The organism is Oceanobacillus sp. FSL W7-1304 (genome assembly GCF_037969805.1).
GTDB classification, from domain to species: Bacteria; Bacillota; Bacilli; order Bacillales; family Amphibacillaceae; genus Oceanobacillus; species Oceanobacillus profundus.
On record NZ_CP150211.1, the window covers coordinates 2832821 to 2850806 of the forward strand.

The following is a 17986-nucleotide window of genomic DNA, read 5'->3' on the forward strand; positions in this document are numbered from 1 at the left end:
GAGGGGTATAAATGAATAAACGCGGTGGAATAGGATTTTATCTGTTTCTGATCATCTTTGTTTTTCTTGTGATGTTTCCCTTCATCTGGGTATTTTTAACATCCATTAAGCCGCCAAGAGAGATATTCTCATCTTTCAGCTGGTTTACAAGCAATCCTTCATTGGACTCCTATGAAGCGGCGCTGACGAATCGACCATTGGTGCGATATATGATTAACAGCTTTGCGGTATCTGCTTTAACAACTATTTTATCACTGGTGTTTGCATCGTTTACGGCATATGCAGTTACGAGATTGCCGATTAAAGGAAAAGGCTTGATCCTGGGATTGGTGCTTGCTGCATCGATGTTCCCGCAAATCGCCATCATTTCACCAATGTTCAATCTGGTAACAGATCTTGGTTTGCGCAATAGCTATATGGGACTCGTTATCCCTTATATTACGATCAGTCTTCCATTGGCAATCTGGATTCTGGCAACCTTTTTCAAAAAGATTCCATATGAGCTGGAGGAGTCTGCCAAGCTGGATGGAGCAAGTCCATTCCAGACATTCCGGAAGATTATCCTGCCATTAGCAGCACCTGGAATTTTTACAACCGGAATCCTAGTGTTTATCGCAGCTTGGAATGAATATTTATTCGCATTGACTATTAACAGTGATGATGCATGGAGAACCGTTCCTGTTGGGATTTCGATGTACCAAAGTCAATATTCCATCCCATGGGGGGATATTTCGGCAGCAACGGTTATTGTGACGATTCCAATCGTTATTTTGGTATTGTTTTTCCAAAAACGAATTGTTTCTGGTTTGACATCTGGATCGGTTAAAGAATAATTCATGGAAAATGAGGTTGATTTGATATGAGAGAAAAGTTGAAAGTTGGAATAATCGGCTGTGGGGCAATTGCGGTGGAAAAGCACCTCAAGAGTCTCCAAAAAATCAGCCAGGTTGAGGTTGCAGCCTTTTGCAATCGAAATATTGAAAAAGCAAAGTCAGTCGCAAAAGAATTCGGAACAGCAGATGCAAAAGTCTATTCGGATTACAGGGAACTACTAATGGATGAAAGCCTTGATGTTGTTCACGTTTGCACACCGAATGTGTCCCATGCGGAAATTACAATAGCTGCGCTTGAAGCTGGGAAGCATGTGATGTGTGAAAAACCGATGGCAAAGACGTCAGAGGAAGCAAAGCAAATGCTTGCAGCTGCTAAAAGAAGCGGAAAAAAGCTGTCAATCGGCTATAACAACCGCTTCCGCTCGGACAGCCAGTACTTGCATCAAGCCGTATCACGGGGTGACCTGGGCGAGATTTATTATGCAAAAGCACACGCAATCCGAAGAAGAGCTGTTCCTACATGGGGTGTGTTTTTGGATGAAGAAAAGCAGGGAGGCGGTCCGCTTATCGATATCGGAACACATGCCCTCGATCTGACGTTATGGATGATGGATAATTATCAACCACAATCGGTGATGGGCTCTGTCTTTCATAAGCTTGGAAAACAAAAAGACGCTGCAAATGCGTTTGGATCTTGGGATCCAGATGAATTCAAGGTAGAGGATTCTGCGTTTGGTTTTATAAAAATGCAAAATGGCGCGACCATTGTTTTAGAGTCAAGCTGGGCATTGAATTCACTCGATGTGGATGAGGCAAAATGCTCCTTAAGCGGAACCAAGGGAGGCGCTGATATGAAGAATGGTCTTCGGATACATGGCGAAGACTTCGGTAAATTATACACGACAAATGTCGAACTGGATCCTGGTGGTGTCGCTTTTTTTGAAGGAGAAACAGAAAGTGAAGCAGATCTCGAGATGCGTTTGTGGATTGAATGTATTTTGCATGATACAGAGCCGGTTGTGAAGCCGGAGGAAGCAATGGTGGTTACACAGATTTTAGAGGCAATCTATGAATCTGCGAGAACTGGCAAGGCAGTATATTTTGATTAAGATAGCTCTTGAAACTAGATAAATACGATAAAATTGGAGTGAACAAAATGAAAGTAACCGTATGGAATGAATTTCGACATGAGCAGGAAGACACAGCAGTTGCAGCGGTTTATCCGCATGGCATCCACGAAACAATTGCAGCTTTTATAAAAGAAGCTGGTCATGAAACAAAAACAGCTGTACTCGATGAGCCGGAGCATGGCTTGACAGAAGAAGTGCTGGCCGAAACAGATGTGCTCGTATGGTGGGGGCATAAGGCCCATGAAGAAGTAAGCGAGGAAGTTGCAGAGAGAGTGAAGCAACGTGTGCTGGATGGTATGGGTCTCGTTGTACTCCACTCGGCGCATTTTTCCAAGGTGTTCAAAAAGCTGATGGGCACTGGTTGTGATTTGAAATGGCGCGAGGCGGGTGAGAAAGAACGGCTCTGGGCTGTGGATCCGACACATCCAATCACAGAGGGACTTGGGGAATACATCGAGCTTGAAAAAGAAGAAATGTATGGGGAACATTTTGATATCCCAACCCCTGATGAATTGATTTTCATCAGCTGGTTTGAGGGTGGAGAGGTGTTCCGGAGCGGGGCAACCTTTAAACGTGGTCGTGGCAAGATCTTTTATTTCCGTCCGGGACATGAAACCTATCCAACCTACCATAACAAGGAAATCCAGAAAGTAATCCAAAATGGCGTGAAATGGGCTGCAAATACCAATACACCAAAGCATGTATATGGCAACAGACAGCCACTTGAGAAATTATAGAAATAGGGGTGACAGCAGATGGCAACAGCAAAAGAAGAAGCAGAGAGTATGAGTAAAGCAGCAAAGAAAAGCGATAAAAAATTAATGAGGTGCAATTCGAAAAATCAGCAATTTGAAGGAGTGATACGATGAAAAAATTACGAATGGGAATCATCGGTGCTGGGGGGATTGCCCAAGGCAGGCACATCCCTGCCTTCCTAGAATTACAGGATAAGGTTGAACTGACAGCAGTCCATGATATGAACAAGCAGCGTGCCAGTGAGGTGGCCGAAAAATATGACATTCCATATGTGTTCGAGAATTACTATGATTTATTCAAAGAAGTAGATGCAGTAGCGATTTGTACACCAAATAAATTCCACTCTGATATTTCGGTAGCGGCACTGGAAGCAGGCGTGCATGTGCTATGTGAAAAGCCGATGGCAATTACGACTGCGGAATGTGAAAGGATGGTCGAAGCCTCTAAAAAATCAGGGAAACTCCTTTTAATTGGCTATCACTATCGTTATACAGAGGCTGGCCAGCTAGCCAAAAGAGCAGTGATGAATAATGAAATAGGCGATCCGCTTGTGGTAAGGGTTCAGGCATTAAGAAGACGAAAGGTTCCCGGCTGGGGAGTTTTTACAAACAAAGACCTGCAGGGCGGTGGAAGCTTAATCGATTTTGGCTGTCACATGCTTGATTTAGCGATCTGGCTGCTTGGTGAACAGGAACCTGTGGAATTGATGGGAACAACATATAACCGATTAAGCAAATCCCCGAACCAGATTAACGACTGGGGAGTTTTTGATCATCAAACATTTGAAGTGGATGATCATGTTTCGGCCTATATTACGTTTGAAAATGGCATTTCTCTTCAATTCGAATGCTCATGGGCTGCGAATATAAAAGAAGATAAAATTCATCTCAGCCTATCTGGATCGGACGGTGGTTTGAATGTGTACCCATTTGAACTATACCAGCCGAAGCTTGGCAAGATGATGGAAAGCACTGCCGAAGCGAAGCATGATGAAACTGCTGCAGGACTTGCCCAGGCTAAAAATTTTGTTGAAAGCTGTCTTGGTGAAGCGGAATTAGTTGTGAAACCTGAAGAAGCGATGAAGGTTTCCAAAATTATTGAAGCGATTTATAGAAGCAGTGAGACGAGATCAAGTGTTAATTTTAGATGAGACATGTTAGAAGGCGGTATCGGGGGGGCTATCCGTCGACTGCCGTGGGCGTGAAATTAAATAAACAATCTTGCGGAGGGGCGGAGAGAATATGAAGCTTGGCGTATTCACCGTATTATTTCAGGATAAACCATTAGAAGAAATGCTGGATTATGTAAAGCAAGCTGGTGTAGATGCAGTGGAAATTGGCACTGGCGGGAACCCAGGTAGTGCACACTGTGATATTGATGTACTTTTAAACAGTGAAGATAAGCGCAAGGAATACTTGGATAAGATTCATTCTCGTGGGTTAACAATCAGTGCATTCAGCTGCCATGATAACCCTGTGTCACCAGACAAAAAGCATGCACAGGACTCACATGACATTTTTATCAAAACGGTTCGTTTGGCAGAGTTGATGGATGTTCCAGTTGTGAATACATTTTCCGGAACGCCGGGTTCCAATGAGGATTCCACCTATCCAAACTGGCCAGTAACACCTTGGCCAACAGCATATTCGGATATTCTGGAATGGCAATGGGAGAAAAAATTAATTCCATATTGGAAAAAGCAAGGGCAGTTTGCGAAGGATCATGGTGTAAAAGTGGGACTGGAGCTGCACGCTGGTTTTCTTGTGCATACGCCATACACGATGCTTAAACTAAGAGAAGCGACAAATGATGCAATAGGAGCAAACCTGGACCCGAGCCATTTATGGTGGCAGGGGATTGATCCAGTTGCAGCAATCAAGATCCTTGGAAAAGAAAATGCGATCCATCATTTCCATGCAAAAGACACCTATATTGATTGGGATAATGTAAACATGTACGGTCTGACTGACATGCAGCCGTATTCCAATGTGCAGACACGCGCTTGGACATTCCGCAGTGTCGGCTATGGACACAGCGCGCAGGAATGGTCCAATATTATCAGTGCTTTAAGGACATATGGTTATGATTATGTGGTGAGTATTGAACATGAGGATCCGCTGATGTCTGTGGACGAGGGATTTCAAGCTGCTGTAGGGAATTTGAAAGATGTATTGATTCGAGAGAGGCCTGTTGATATGTGGTGGGCTTAAAGTTAGATGAGCTAGGTATCGATTCAGATTCCTAGCTCTTTTATTTGCTTTTTTGGTTAAGTAAGAAGCGCACGGAGAGTTATAGAAGTATGCTTGAATGACATATATGTCTGTGGGCAATAAAAATCAAATTTAGTTTCCTTCCTACGAAAGCGGTTTCTATAATGCGGTAAATAATTTGTGTTTAACAGCACAGAATTCTTATCTTTTATTAAAAATAGCTTAACTAAAATCTGTAATCTTGGTAATTTTGTTAAAAATTTTCTAAAAATATATTGATTTATATATTTCTAGGTACTATAATGATTTTTGTAAGCGTTTACTTATTATTTTTTTGAAGTTTTAAGAAACCGATTTCGTAAAATTGAAATCCATTTTAAGGAGGTTTTCATTTCTAGAATGAACTGAGTACGTTTGAAAAAAATCAAAATAATTATTATTGGGGGTTGTACGCATGAAAGGAATTAGAAAAATTGCTGTTCTTGGATTAGCGACATTGCTTGCATTTCTTCTAGCAGCTTGCAGTGGAAGTGATGACGGAGACACAAATGATGCTAGTGGAGAAAAGGGAGAAATCACGTTGGATTTTTGGACCTTTGGTGCAACTGGATATGAAGAGTTGGCAAAAGAATACGAGAAGGAAAATCCAAATATAAAAATTAAAGTAAAGTCGTCTGAAACAGCGGACCATCATGATGCACTCTTTACTTCCTTATCGGCTGGAAGCGGCGCACCGGATATCGCGATGCTTGAGATTGATCAATTTGACCGTTTTAAGGTAGCTCAGGATCGTTTCGAGAATTTATATGATCTAGGTGCGAATGATGTGAAGGATCAGTATTTGGAATGGAAATGGCAAAGCGGAGAAAATGTGGATGGAGATTTCTTATTCGGGCTTCCAACAGATATCGGCCCTAAAGCATTGTACTACCGCACAGACTTGTTTGAACAAGCTGGACTCCCAACGGATCCGGAAGAGGTGGCTGCTTTAATTGATTCACCCGAAGCATTTGAAGAAGTTGGTTTACAAGTGACAGAAGAAACTGGAATGCCCTTTGTAGATAGTATCGAAATGGCATTCAGAGCTTATTTGGATGCTGCAGAAACTGCTTATTTGACTCCCGAGAATGAATTAAATCTTGGAGGAGACAGCGAAGTGAAAAAGGCATATGACTATGCTGTTCATCTAAATGACCTCGGATTAGTAGGTAAATATGAAATGTGGAGTCCAGAGTGGGCTAATGCCGTTAATAAGGGCGAGTTTGCAGCAGAACTAGGTGCAGGCTGGTTAAAAGGCTGGATGGAAGGAAATGCTCCAGAAGCTGTTGGTAAATGGAACGTGGCTACATTACCAACTGAGTTTGCAGCTAACTGGGGTGGTTCATACATCGCAGTTCCAAGTGAAACAGAATATGCACAAGAGGCTTACGATTTTATTGAATGGCTCGTATCATCCGAAAATCAATTAAAATCATTCCAAAGCCATGGATTATTCCCTTCCGCACAAGCTGTTTATGAGGAGGAAGCATTTAAGACAAATGAAGATGAATTCTTCGGTGGTCAAGCAACAGCTCCAGTATTCGCTGAAGCTGCCCAAGACATTACTGGTATTGGATACAAAGGTGAAAAATACTTTCCAGTCCATAACGAGATATTGAATGCCCTGAAAAATGTCCAAAACAAAGGTGCAGACCCAGAAAAAGAGTGGGATGCAGCTGTGAAGCGTGCTGAGGATCTAATGAAACGCTAATCTGCAAAACTTGTAAGCAAGTAATCTATATAGTCGGCTTAACATTTGGATTTTTAGCCCTAAAAAAGTAAGCCGACTACCTTTCTTAACGCGTTTTTTGTAACCTTGTGAACGGTGAATAACATAAGATATGAGCGCCTAAGGGCACCGTACTACTTTGAAATGGAAAAGAGGCGTGAAAATGAATTCTATTCGTAAGAAAGAACCTATATTTAAAAAGAAGAGATTTAGGTCTGAAGAAAAAAAAGACATGATTTCAGGATATTTATATATAGCGCCTTTCTTCATAATTTTTACACTTATAGGCTTATATCCCGCACTTTTTAGTTTTTACTTAGCTTTCCAGAAATGGAACGGCTTAAGCCCGATGACCTTTAATGGCTTCGGTAATTTCCAACTCGTGTTAACGGATCCATTGTTTTGGAAGTCCGTATACAACACCATTATTATGGGGGTTATGGGCACTGCTCCCCAATTAATTGTCGGTCTTATTTTAGCCTACTTACTGAATATGGCATTTCTCAAGTTTAAAAGTTTCTTCCGGGTTACGATATTTATGCCTTATTTAACCTCAATGGTTGCCGTAGCCCTGATTTTTAGTGTGTTATTCAGTAATCATGAATCTTCGCTTGCCAATTATGTATTAACCCATTTATTTGGACTTGACCCAATTTCCTGGGCTGCATCTGAATGGGGGACAAAAATTGCGATTTCGCTGATGGTATTCTGGAGATGGGTCGGGTACAACACGATTATATATTTAGCAGGAATCCAAAGTATTCCTAATGATTTATATGAAGCAGCGACAGTCGATGGTGCCAATAAGTTTCAACAGCTATGGTATATTACGATTCCGATGATGAAGCCATTTATCATCCTGACCGTATTTACATCAACAGTCGGGGCGATGCAGTTATTCTCTGAGCCAACTGTATTCTTAGGTGCTGATGCCTTTACAAGGGACGAAGCGATGACGATTGTCATGTACCTGTACCGGGATGCCTTTAGATTACAGTCGTTTGGTACAGCTTCCGCAACAGCGATTATTTTGCTGGTCATCATTACGTTATTTGCTGTGATTAATTTAAGATTAGTTCAAGGCTTTGGAAGGAAAAAGAGAGGTGTTCAGAAATGAGTAATCAAATCCAAAAGCATCGAAAAAAATTATCGATTGGCAGCATAGTCGTTTACTCGTTTTTATGCATTGCTTCAATCCTTTCTCTTTTTCCTTTTTATTGGATGTTTGTAATGGCGACACGGCCAAGTGCTGCCTATAATACAATACCACCAACACTTACACCAGGAAATATGCTGGTTGAAAATTTTAATAAGGTATTAAATCAAATTGATTTCTTTGGTGGGATGTGGAATTCGTTTGTACTGTGTGCAGTCGTTACGATTGTCGTTCTGTTCATTAGTTCATTAGCAGGCTTTGCTTTTGCGAAGTTTAAATTCCCAGGCAAAAACATCCTTTTTGTTGCAATTCTAGTAACGATGATTATCCCGCCACAGTTAGGGTTAATTCCACAATACTTTTTAATTTCGAAAGCAGGACTTCTAGACACTTTAGCGGGAGTCATGATTTTATCCTTTTTAAATCCTTTAGGGATATTTTTGATGCGACAATATATTTCGGGAGCGGTTCCGGATGAATTAATAGAAGCAGCGAAATTAGACGGGTGTTCAAACTTCCGAATCTACTGGAGAATTGTTTTACCAATCATCTTACCGGCATTCGCGACACTTGGAATCATTGTCTTTACTGCGGTATGGGGAGAATTCCTATGGCAGTTTACGGTTCTAAGAGATCCGGATAGCTATACAATTCAAGTTGCATTGGCACAGTTGAGCAATACGAATAATATCGATTTCGGCATGATTTTATCTGGAGTATTCTGGGCTACCGTTCCATTATTAATCATTTTCTTATTATTTAATCGCTTATTTATTTCTAGTATTACAGAGGGATCTGTAAAATCATGAGTTTTTCCTGCCTGGCTATTGTTTCACTCTATAAATCTTAGTAATCTAACAGTAGGAAAGACATTTAGCAAGGATTAGAGGAGATAATACGATGGGCTTAACGATAAAGGACATTGCACAAATGACAGGGGTTTCACAAGCGACTGTATCAAAAGTAATAAATAATTATAAGGGAATTAGTGAGGAAACAAAGAACAAAGTCATGACAGTTATTAACGAAATGGGTTACGCACCTAATTTTTCCGCTCGCTCACTGGCAACTAAAAAATCAAACCTCATCGGTCTTATTTATGCTGGTAAGATCAATGTTGACATGACGCATCCATATTTCAATGAAGTTATTTCAACCTTTAAGAAGAATATTGGATTACTAGGCTATGATATTTTAATGTTTTCCAATGAACATTTTTTGCAAGATAAAGGAAGTTATTTAGCCAGATGCAAGCATTTTAACGTAGATGGCTGTTTGATTATTGCTGGTGAGGAAGTAGAGGATGCTACGTTTGAACTTGCGGAAAGTGGTTTCCCTTGTATTGGGATTGATATTGAGTTAAAGGGCCCTAGAGCAAGCTATGTCATGACGGATAATGTGAATTTATCAAGAAAAGTAGTCGAATATTTTTATCTGAGTTCCCTTCGGAAAATCGGATATATTGGTGGGATGCGTGATTCGGTCATTTCTAATTTCAGGTTAAAAGGATTCAAAGATGCGATGAGTCAGTTTGATCTTGATGTAAGAGATGAATGGATTCAATACGGTGACTATCAAGAAGAAAGCGGCTATATCTCCATGAAGCGGATGCTTGAATTGAAAAATTATCCAGAAGCTGTTTTCGCTGCCTCAGATTTAATGGCATTAGGTGCATTAAGGGCTATTAAAGAAGCTGGATTACATGTTCCAGGCGATATCCGGGTTGTGGGATGTGATGACATTGCTGCTTGTCGTTACAGTAACCCTAAACTGACCACAGTTAAACAGGATAAGGAGAAAATCGGTAAATTATCGGCCTATATGTTAAATGATTTAATTGAGGGGAAATCAAAATTAAAGCCTGTGTTTACGGACTCAGAACTCATTGTCAGAGAGTCGTGTGGAACAAACAAAACCTTCTGGTAAATTCACCTTGGTTCATGCTTGATTTTTAAAAAAATAACAACAGGATATGTATAGGATGTTAGGAGGGTTTTTGGTGAACTATTATGCAGTTTTTGATGTTGGTGGTTCCGCAATAAAATATTCTCTTATGGATGGGGCAGGCCATTTTTTAGAAAAATCTTCTATTCCAACACCGAAAGACGGCATTGAATCTTTTGTAAATACAATTGATTCAGTGGTGAAGGGATTTCAAAAAAGTCACATACTAAGTGGCATCGCCTTAAGTATGCCTGGAGCGGTAGATGTGGAATCTGGATATATTAAAGGATTAACGGCTATTTCCTATATTCATGGACCAAATATGAAGGAACTGATCCAGGAACGAACAGAACTTCCGGTTGAACTCGAAAATGATGCGAATTGTGCAGGATTAGCTGAAGGCTGGATTGGTGCTGCCAAAGGAATTAATGACTACATTTGTATTGTTATCGGAACTGGAATTGGTGGGGCAGTAGTATTAGATAGTAAGGTTCGTCATGGCAACAGTCTTTTCAGCGGTGAATTCGGTTATATGATTCTCGAGGATTATCTGAACCAGCCAATTGGGGAGAGCTGGAGCTCGCTGGCTGCAACTCGGGGCTTGGTTATGCAGGTTGCAGGGCGAAAAAACATGGACCCAGATACGCTTGATGGCCTAACGGTGTTTAAGATGGCGGATGGGGGCGACCTAGAAGTACAGGATGAAATTGAAAAATTCATTAAACGTTTAGCAGTAGGGATTTATAACCTGCAGTATATTATTGACCCTGAAAAAATACTAATTGGTGGCGCAATTAGTAATCGTGAAGGGTTTGTTGATCAAATTAATGAGAAGCTTAAGGTTATGAAACCGAGTGATGCATGTTTAGATATTCAAGTACACCTATGCCAGTTTGGCAATGACTCCAATTTAATTGGAGCACTGTATCATTTCTTACAAAGAAATCAAAATCTTCAATCCATCGAACAGCGTGAAGCTTTAAGTTGATAAGTAAACGTTAACATGAAGCGAGCAAAATAGATACATAGGAGGGAATAAGATGATACACAAAAAATTAGAACCTTTTCCAAGTAAATTCATGTGGGGATCTGCTTCTGCTGCCTATCAAGTAGAAGGTGCATGGGACGAGGATGGAAAGGGGCCTTCCAACTGGGACCAATTTGTTCGGATTCCGGGCAAAACCTTTAAAGGGACAACAGGTGATACAGCAGTCGATCATTACCATCGTTATAAAGAAGATGTTCGCCTTATGGCCGAAATGGGCTTGGAAGCGTATCGATTTTCTGTTGCATGGTCCCGTATTTTTCCTGAGGGGAAAGGCGGAGTAAATGAAAAGGGCATTCAATTCTATAGTGATTTAATTGATGAACTGATTAAAAACAAAATTGAACCGATTTTAACCATTTATCATTGGGATTTGCCACTGGCGCTTCAAGATGAATACGGTGGTTGGGAATCGCGTGAGATTGTCGAGGACTTTACCAATTATTCGGTTACTTTATTCAAGCATTTTGGCGATCGTGTTAAATATTGGGTAAGCTTGAATGAGCAAAATATTTTCACTAGTTTCGGATACAGAACGGCCCTTCATCCTCCGGGAGTAAAGGATGAGAAGCTCTTCTATCAAGTTAACCATCATGCCAATCTCGCAAATGCAAGTGCAATCAAAGAGTTCCGTAAATATGTACCGGATGGAAAGATAGGTCCAAGCTTTGCGTATTCTCCTTCTTATGCAGCATCCTCAAAACCGGAGGATATCCTTTCCGCGGAAAATGCAGAAGAGTTAAATGCGCATTGGTGGATGGACGTCTATGCTTGGGGGGCGTACCCTCAGGCAGCTTGGAAATACTTAGAAAGAAAAGGATTGGCTCCAACACTCGAAAGTGGTGACGCTGCATTATTACAAGAAGGTAAACCCGATTTTATGGGATTGAACTATTACCAAACCACTACTTTTGAGAAGAATCCATTAGACGGTGTATCTGAAGGGAAAATGAATACATCCGGAAAGAAAGGCACGACACAAGATACAGGTGTACCAGGTCTTTATAAAACCGTTCAAAATGAAAATCTCGAAAGAACAAACTGGGATTGGAATATCGATCCAACTGGACTGCGAATCGCCCTGCGCCGCATCACAAATCGATATCAATTACCAATTTTAATCAGTGAAAATGGCTTAGGAGAATATGATAAGCTCGAGGAGGGCGATGTCATTAACGATGACTATCGTATTCATTATCTTCACGTACATGTAAAAGCGATACAAGAAGCTATTAGCGATGGAGCAGACATACTCGGCTACTGTACATGGTCGTTCACAGACCTGTTAAGCTGGCTGAATGGCTTCCAAAAACGCTACGGATTTGTCTATGTTAATCAACATGAAGAAGGTAATCATGATCTTCGTCGCATCAAAAAGAAAAGTTATGATTGGTATAAAGAAGTCATTGAGACGAATGGAAGCAAACTGTAATTGGATCTAATAAATACGGGGGCTGGCCTATTGCAACCCTTTAAACTAGGGGGAGCGGGTGGCTGTCCTTCTGCTTTCTATTGTTATCATTTAAACACAACATATTTTTAATTATGTTGTGTTTTTATTTTATGTGGACGATAAAAGTTAGCATAAATTTTCAAATCCTATTCTTTTATGAACATATTCAACTTTGGACGCCGAAAAGTTTTATTTTATAAATCTGTTGTATTTATCCTATACTAGAATCATACCTTACATTCGATTGTGTAATGATTAACATAGATTGACGGTAATTCAAAGGAGAGTGTCTGGGATGGGGAAAAGAAACAAACATACAACTTTTACAGATTCAACATTCCTAAAAACATTAATCCAGGCATTTGAAATTAAAAGAAATCCCTTGCCATGGAATAAAGCAATTCTTGCTGGTGTCAGTGCCGCGTTTCCCGCATGGATAGGACTAATGCTTGGCGACTTACAATCCGGTCTTGCAGCTGGAATTGGCGGTTTTACATACCTGTATATGTTTAATGAACCGTATGCAGAGCGGGCGAAGAAGTTATTTTTTGTCATGATTGGTCTCTCGCTATCAATCGGTCTAGGAATGCTGCTCGCACCTTACCCCTTTATATTCTCATTGATGACTGGTGTACTTGGTTTTCTGTTTACCTTTTTATTTGGGGCTTTGAAAATTCCAGGACCTGCGGCAATATTATTTGTGTTAGTCTTCACCATCACATCAGCAATGCCGATTGACCCTTCCCTAGCACCAATGCGATCAGGGCTTACTTTATTAGGTGGTGCTTTCGCGTGGGTTCTTGCAATGAGCGGCTGGTTTATCAATCCCCATGGTCCAGAGAGAAATGCCATCAAGCGTGTGTATATGGAGCTGGGATCTTTAATCGATGTGATAGGGACAGCTGAGTTTAGTAAAGAAAGACAAAGAGCCCTGCAAACGCTAAAAGATACTGGAGATACGTTATCCAGAGCGTATATTTCCTGGCAGAATTCGGCTGAATTTAGAAAACTTCACTATTTATATGAGCAAGCAAATCTAATTTATGCGGAGATTATCGAATTCTATGCAATACCTGATAAAAAGCAACTATCCGCAATTGCCCAAATGCTTCGCACATTGGCGAATAAAATGGACAAACATTCGGGTGAACCAATGCCGTTCATGAATGAAATGGATAAGGAAACCAACCTTCGTTTAGAAAAGATGGTAAATGAAGCAGTGCTTATTTTAAATGGAGACGATGAGCGATTACGATTAGAGGAAGAAATCCGTGTTCCAAGGCGTTCGTTGAAAGAGACCCTAGCAGGAAGCTTTCATAAAAATTCCTTCGTCTTTATTTCTGCGATTCGTTATGGCTTTATCCTGTTTATTGCAGCCCTCATAGCTTTTTCATTTGAATTTGACCGTTCTTATTGGATTGTATTATCATGTGGCGCTGTTATGTTAGGTTCAACTATTATCACAACGTTTCATCGTGCCATCCAAAGGTCATTTGGAACCATTGTCGGTGTCCTGATTGCGGCTCTCGTTCTTTCCACCCATCCAGATGGCATCTATATCATTTTGATTATTTGGCTGCTCACTTTCTTGACGGAGCTATTTATCCCAAGGAATTATGCGATTGCCGTAAGTTTCATTACACCAAATGCAATATTCATGGCAGAAAACACGTCCCAGATCTATGATTTGCGTTTCTTTGCGACAGCAAGAATTACAGATATTCTAATCGGTTGTGCGATTGGACTTATTGGCATATTCTTTATCGGCAGAAAATCGGCATCCAGCCGTCTTCCGCATCTAATTGCTAAAACAATCCGCAGCCAGATGCAATTGATGGCTTTCATGTTTTCTGGAACGAGGGACGATGTGGATATTACGAGCAGTAGTGAAACAAAGAAAATGCACACCAACTTGAAGAATTTAAGTCTTGTTTATCGTACAGCTTTAGGAGAAATCCCACGTAATCAAAAAGCTTTAGAGCAATTATGGTCTGTTATTTTCTCGATTGAGCAGTTAGGCTTTTTATTAGAAGCTGCATCAAGAAAACAAGATCTACCCATTCTTAAAGATGATGATTTAGCACAATTGATGCTTGTTTTTGAAATGATGGCGAAATCAGCGAAACAAATGGAGTCTCCAGACACTCGGCGTATTCCGGAGATTCCAGGCTTTCCGCAGATTCAGAAGGAGATTGGGGATTTGCAGGTGGCGATGCAGGTTGGAAGTGGTTTGGCGTAGAGATACTCTATTTAATTAGTCGAACGCGACAAATTCTGCCTTTGACTCTAAACCGTTTATATCAGAAATTGTCGCGTACCTTGCTGTAAAGGAATAGATCATGAAACAGTGACAGTAATTTCCCATCATAGGTTAATATACGGTTAAATATCTATCCTATTAGAAACGAGCCTATTTGAGCTTTTCATTTCATTGCTGCTAACCGGCATTTCCCCATCATTTCTGATTAGTGTGGAGAAAGAATCCGAATATCCTGTTGACTATATTGCTCCACGATATCAGATGGAAGTGAGCTATCCGTAACAATTAGATCAATATCCTTTAGTGGACATACATTGATGTAAGAAGATGTCTCAAACTTTGATGCATCCGCAACAACTACTTTATGCTTTGAGCGTGAGATAATGGATTGAATAACGCCTACTTCGTGCATTCTGAAATCTGTTAAACCATGTTCAAGCGATAATCCGTTTACCGTAATAAAAGCAATATCAATATTAAAATTAGAAAGGATTTCTTCGCATTGTTTCCCATATAACGTGTATTCCTCTGGATTAAAAAAGCCGCCCGTGAGGATAACGTTGAAGTTTTTATTTTCCCCAAGAATAGATAAAATCCGAAGATCGTTTGTAATAATCGTTAATCGCTTAAATTTGTTAACAAGTACCTTCGCAATTTCAATCGTCGTTGTCCCGCCGTTTAGAGCAATTGCCTGTCCTTCTTCAATTAATTCAATCGCTACGAAAGCAGCTTCTTGTTTCTTTTCTCGATTTTTGACTTCTCTTTCATTAAAAAGCCTGTTTAGTGCATTATCACTTTTTTGAGTTAATACAGCCCCGCCATGTACTCGTTTTACGACTCCTTTTTTCTCAAGAACCTCTAGATCCCTTCGTACCGTATCAATAGAGATATCTAATAAAGTAGCAAGCTCTGAAGCTTTTACAGCTTTTTGCTGCTTTAAAAAGGATTCAATCATTTGATGTCTTTGCTCCTGTAACATCATCCAGCTCTCCCATCTGCCTCTATATTTCATGTATGTAAATCATAACATACATTATAAAAAAGCAAAATAATGCAAATAAGGGCATTTTGTAAAGTAAAAACTGCGCGTATTCTTTGTAAAAAGCGTTAATGTTATGTAAATAAACTGTAAAAGCACTTGAAAAACAGCAAAATACCGATTAATCTTGCATTGTACCGCAAAGAAAAATACGAACAAAGAGAGGAAATAGCATAATGGGAAACTATTACAATCCTGTCAACATTAAAATAGATACTATAGATGTCATTGAAGAGGTGCTCCATACCATCAAACCTCAAATCAGCAAGATTGTCCTTTTACATCGAGGAGGCGACTTATCAGAAATTGCCGCTGGACGTAATCTCTATAAATACCTTGAGAATTATGAAGTAAAACAGATAGAAGTGAACATATCCAATCCGGATGTGGAAGACTTGTTTCATTACTATAAGCAAATTGAGAACGTTGAATATCAGTGCATCGTAGGAATTGGAGGAGGCAGTGTTCTTGATCTTTCGAAATCATTGGCTGCTTTAAAGGATATGAAAATAGAGTCTGTCTCTGCATTACGTACCATGATTGAACAAAAGCAATATGCAGAAAATCAAAGCGTCGTACCATGGATTGGCATTCCTACAACCTCAGGTACGGGTTCTGAGGTTACGTGCTGGGCAACGATTTGGGATCGTGCTAACGGAGTGAAAATGTCAGTTGATAGTGAACACTTATATGCTTATGCAGCGATCATTGATCCAAAACTAACTGTAACATTACCAAAAGGATTAACGGCTTCAACTGCTTTAGATGCTTTATGTCATGCAACAGAGGCTTATTGGTCAAAAAGCTCCAATGAAATTTCAAGAATCTATGCATTAGAAGCGATCAATCGTATTGTTGACAACTTTGAAAAGGTAATAAATCAGCCCGATGAATTTACATATAGAAATGAAATGGCTTTGGGCAGCTTGTACGCAGGACTAGCATTTAGTAACACTAGGACGACTGCATGTCATTCGATATCCTATCCTCTGACACTGGAACTTGGAATGGTTCATGGAATAGCAGCAAGCATTACATTGGCCAACGTAATGAAAATCAATTTTGACTCGATTATTGAAAACGATAAGTTGCTCCAGGCATTTGGGGTAGGAAGCTGCAGTGAAGTTCAAGGTCTTATCGAGCATTTCCATCAGCTAGCAGATTCTTCAAGCAAGCTCAGGGATTACAATGCGAATGAAGAAATAATCGAGAAAGTTGCCGCAAACGCCTTTACAAAGGGGCGAATGGATAATAACCCAGTTGCTTTAACGCAGGAAGATGTCAGACAAATTCTACTATCTATTTATTAAGGATAAGGAGTGTAATATATGAAAACGAAACTTTTATTGATAATGCTCGCCGTGTTCGCTGTTTTGTTAACAGCATGTGGTGGCGGTAATAGTGGTAGTGCGACAGCAGATGATGTGATTAAAATTGTTTGGTATCCGAACGAGTCTGGTAATGATTTGAAATCATCTCGTGATGAAATTGGAAGACTTATTTCAGAGGCTACAGGTAAAGAGGTAGAACATCAATTAACGACGGATTACTCGATTGCGATTGAAACGTTAGTCAACAACAATGCGGACCTTGCATTCATGGGTTCACAAGGATATGTAGAAGCAAATAACAGAAATGATGCAGTTCAAACGCTAGCCGTAAAATCTGGTGAATCCGGAACATTGGATGATGCTAAATACTATAGCTGGTTAGCGGTGAATGTGGACGAGCAAGACAAGTTTAAACAAAATGGGGAATTCTCTCTTGATACGATTGCAGATACAAGATTTTCATTCGTATCAAACAGTTCAACATCAGGGTTTAAAGTTCCATCATCCAGTATTATTGAACATTTCTCGCAACAAGAAGCATATGCAGATTTAACGGAAGAGGATTTAATGGGAAGCGGGCCGTTGTTTTCCCAAGTATTATTTGGCAACTCTCACCAAGGTTCCGCAGTCAATTTGTTATCGGGAAATGCAGATGTTGCAGCATTCTGTGATACATGTGTGGAAGAATATGTGGAGCTTGCTGAAGGGGAAGAAAATACAGCTGGTGCGGTTTATCGCGTGAAAGAAAATGCAGCCGAACCTTTCAATGCAGTTACAGGCAAAGAATTTACATTAATGAGCTCCAACCCAGTATTAAATGAACCATTTGTTGTGAATATGGATGTCTTAGGACAAGCGGATTTTGATAAAATTCAAGAACTATTAACCTCGGATGAAGTAGCAACTAATGAAAAAATCTTTGCCCCTGAAGATTCAGAACAGAGCGCTTTATTCTCCAAAAGTGACAAAGAAAGACTATTGCCAGTGGAAGATGAATGGTATGATCCAATTCGCGAAATTTCCAAATAACATTAGAGGGAAATGAAACCAGGAAGCGTGTA

General features: G+C 40.2%; 15 protein-coding genes. 14 read left to right on the top strand and 1 reads right to left on the bottom strand.

Annotated features, from left to right (window positions below):
- Window positions 1-11 precede the first annotated feature (11 nt).
- The 12 genes from NYE61_RS14365 (at window position 12) to NYE61_RS14420 (ending at window position 14534) form a co-directional block, all read left to right on the top strand.
- Window positions 12-833 (top strand): carbohydrate ABC transporter permease, encoded by an 822-nt coding sequence (locus tag NYE61_RS14365; RefSeq protein WP_095310172.1) that lies wholly within the window; start codon window positions 12-14, stop codon window positions 831-833.
- Between the two features lie 26 nt (window positions 834-859).
- A complete protein-coding gene (locus NYE61_RS14370) occupies window positions 860-1942 on the top strand; it encodes a Gfo/Idh/MocA family oxidoreductase (RefSeq protein ID WP_303447093.1) in 1083 nt (360 codons plus the stop codon).
- Window positions 1943-1989: 47 nt separating this feature from the next.
- Window positions 1990-2700, top strand: a complete 711-nt coding sequence (locus tag NYE61_RS14375; protein ID WP_303447092.1) for a ThuA domain-containing protein — start codon at window positions 1990-1992, stop codon at window positions 2698-2700.
- A gap of 128 nt (window positions 2701-2828) precedes the next feature.
- Window positions 2829-3869: a Gfo/Idh/MocA family oxidoreductase gene (locus NYE61_RS14380; RefSeq protein WP_303447091.1), complete on the top strand. Its 1041-nt coding sequence runs from the start codon at window positions 2829-2831 to the stop codon at window positions 3867-3869.
- A gap of 91 nt (window positions 3870-3960) precedes the next feature.
- Window positions 3961-4929 carry a sugar phosphate isomerase/epimerase gene (locus NYE61_RS14385; protein WP_303447089.1) on the top strand — a complete coding sequence of 323 codons (969 nt, stop codon included), beginning with the start codon at window positions 3961-3963 and terminating at the stop codon, window positions 4927-4929.
- A 454-nt stretch (window positions 4930-5383) separates the two neighbouring features.
- Window positions 5384-6679, top strand: coding sequence for an ABC transporter substrate-binding protein (locus NYE61_RS14390; RefSeq protein ID WP_303447088.1), 1296 nt, complete (start codon window positions 5384-5386; stop codon window positions 6677-6679).
- Window positions 6680-6860: 181 nt separating this feature from the next.
- Window positions 6861-7814: a sugar ABC transporter permease gene (locus NYE61_RS14395; protein ID WP_095310185.1), complete on the top strand. Its 954-nt coding sequence runs from the start codon at window positions 6861-6863 to the stop codon at window positions 7812-7814.
- Complete coding sequence (locus NYE61_RS14400) at window positions 7811-8662, top strand: carbohydrate ABC transporter permease (RefSeq protein ID WP_251659828.1); 852 nt, start codon at window positions 7811-7813, stop codon at window positions 8660-8662. The genes NYE61_RS14395 and NYE61_RS14400 overlap by 4 nt, the downstream gene beginning before the upstream one ends.
- Window positions 8663-8753: 91 nt before the next feature.
- Window positions 8754-9779 carry a LacI family DNA-binding transcriptional regulator gene (locus tag NYE61_RS14405; protein ID WP_251659830.1) on the top strand — a complete coding sequence of 342 codons (1026 nt, stop codon included), beginning with the start codon at window positions 8754-8756 and terminating at the stop codon, window positions 9777-9779.
- A gap of 73 nt (window positions 9780-9852) precedes the next feature.
- A complete protein-coding gene (locus tag NYE61_RS14410) occupies window positions 9853-10785 on the top strand; it encodes an ROK family protein (RefSeq protein WP_303447087.1) in 933 nt (310 codons plus the stop codon).
- A gap of 52 nt (window positions 10786-10837) precedes the next feature.
- Window positions 10838-12274 carry a glycoside hydrolase family 1 protein gene (locus tag NYE61_RS14415; protein ID WP_303447086.1) on the top strand — a complete coding sequence of 479 codons (1437 nt, stop codon included), beginning with the start codon at window positions 10838-10840 and terminating at the stop codon, window positions 12272-12274.
- Window positions 12275-12590: 316 nt separating this feature from the next.
- The gene (locus tag NYE61_RS14420; RefSeq protein WP_303447085.1) at window positions 12591-14534 is read left to right on the top strand and encodes an FUSC family protein; all 1944 of its coding nucleotides are present in this window, start codon (window positions 12591-12593) and stop codon (window positions 14532-14534) included.
- A 226-nt stretch (window positions 14535-14760) separates the two neighbouring features.
- Here the strand turns inward: NYE61_RS14420 and NYE61_RS14425 are convergent, their stop codons facing one another.
- Entirely contained in the window at window positions 14761-15534 is a 774-nt protein-coding gene (locus tag NYE61_RS14425; RefSeq protein ID WP_303447084.1) for a DeoR/GlpR family DNA-binding transcription regulator, read from the bottom strand.
- 236 nt (window positions 15535-15770) lie between these two features.
- On the opposite strand from NYE61_RS14425, the gene NYE61_RS14430 reads away from it, so the two are divergent.
- Window positions 15771-16904 (top strand): phosphonoacetaldehyde reductase, encoded by a 1134-nt coding sequence (locus NYE61_RS14430; RefSeq protein ID WP_303447083.1) that lies wholly within the window; start codon window positions 15771-15773, stop codon window positions 16902-16904.
- A gap of 18 nt (window positions 16905-16922) precedes the next feature.
- Window positions 16923-17954, top strand: coding sequence for a PhnD/SsuA/transferrin family substrate-binding protein (locus NYE61_RS14435; RefSeq protein WP_303447082.1), 1032 nt, complete (start codon window positions 16923-16925; stop codon window positions 17952-17954).
- The last annotated feature ends 32 nt before the right edge of the window (window positions 17955-17986 follow it).

What these genes read in the sequence shown, in the direction of transcription:
- NYE61_RS14405 (WP_251659830.1), top strand. Translation starts at nt 8,754, where the DNA reads ATGGGCTTAACGATAAAGGACATTGCACAAATGACAGGGGTTTCACAA.
- NYE61_RS14380 (WP_303447091.1), top strand. Translation starts at nt 2,829, where the DNA reads ATGAAAAAATTACGAATGGGAATCATCGGTGCTGGGGGGATTGCCCAA.
- NYE61_RS14390 (WP_303447088.1), top strand. Translation starts at nt 5,384, where the DNA reads ATGAAAGGAATTAGAAAAATTGCTGTTCTTGGATTAGCGACATTGCTT.
- NYE61_RS14420 (WP_303447085.1), top strand. Translation starts at nt 12,591, where the DNA reads ATGGGGAAAAGAAACAAACATACAACTTTTACAGATTCAACATTCCTA.
- NYE61_RS14435 (WP_303447082.1), top strand. Translation starts at nt 16,923, where the DNA reads ATGAAAACGAAACTTTTATTGATAATGCTCGCCGTGTTCGCTGTTTTG.
- NYE61_RS14425 (WP_303447084.1), bottom strand. Translation starts at nt 15,534, where the DNA reads ATGTTACAGGAGCAAAGACATCAAATGATTGAATCCTTTTTAAAGCAG.
- NYE61_RS14370 (WP_303447093.1), top strand. Translation starts at nt 860, where the DNA reads ATGAGAGAAAAGTTGAAAGTTGGAATAATCGGCTGTGGGGCAATTGCG.
- NYE61_RS14385 (WP_303447089.1), top strand. Translation starts at nt 3,961, where the DNA reads ATGAAGCTTGGCGTATTCACCGTATTATTTCAGGATAAACCATTAGAA.
- NYE61_RS14375 (WP_303447092.1), top strand. Translation starts at nt 1,990, where the DNA reads ATGAAAGTAACCGTATGGAATGAATTTCGACATGAGCAGGAAGACACA.
- NYE61_RS14365 (WP_095310172.1), top strand. Translation starts at nt 12, where the DNA reads ATGAATAAACGCGGTGGAATAGGATTTTATCTGTTTCTGATCATCTTT.
- NYE61_RS14395 (WP_095310185.1), top strand. Translation starts at nt 6,861, where the DNA reads ATGAATTCTATTCGTAAGAAAGAACCTATATTTAAAAAGAAGAGATTT.
- NYE61_RS14430 (WP_303447083.1), top strand. Translation starts at nt 15,771, where the DNA reads ATGGGAAACTATTACAATCCTGTCAACATTAAAATAGATACTATAGAT.
- NYE61_RS14400 (WP_251659828.1), top strand. Translation starts at nt 7,811, where the DNA reads ATGAGTAATCAAATCCAAAAGCATCGAAAAAAATTATCGATTGGCAGC.
- NYE61_RS14415 (WP_303447086.1), top strand. Translation starts at nt 10,838, where the DNA reads ATGATACACAAAAAATTAGAACCTTTTCCAAGTAAATTCATGTGGGGA.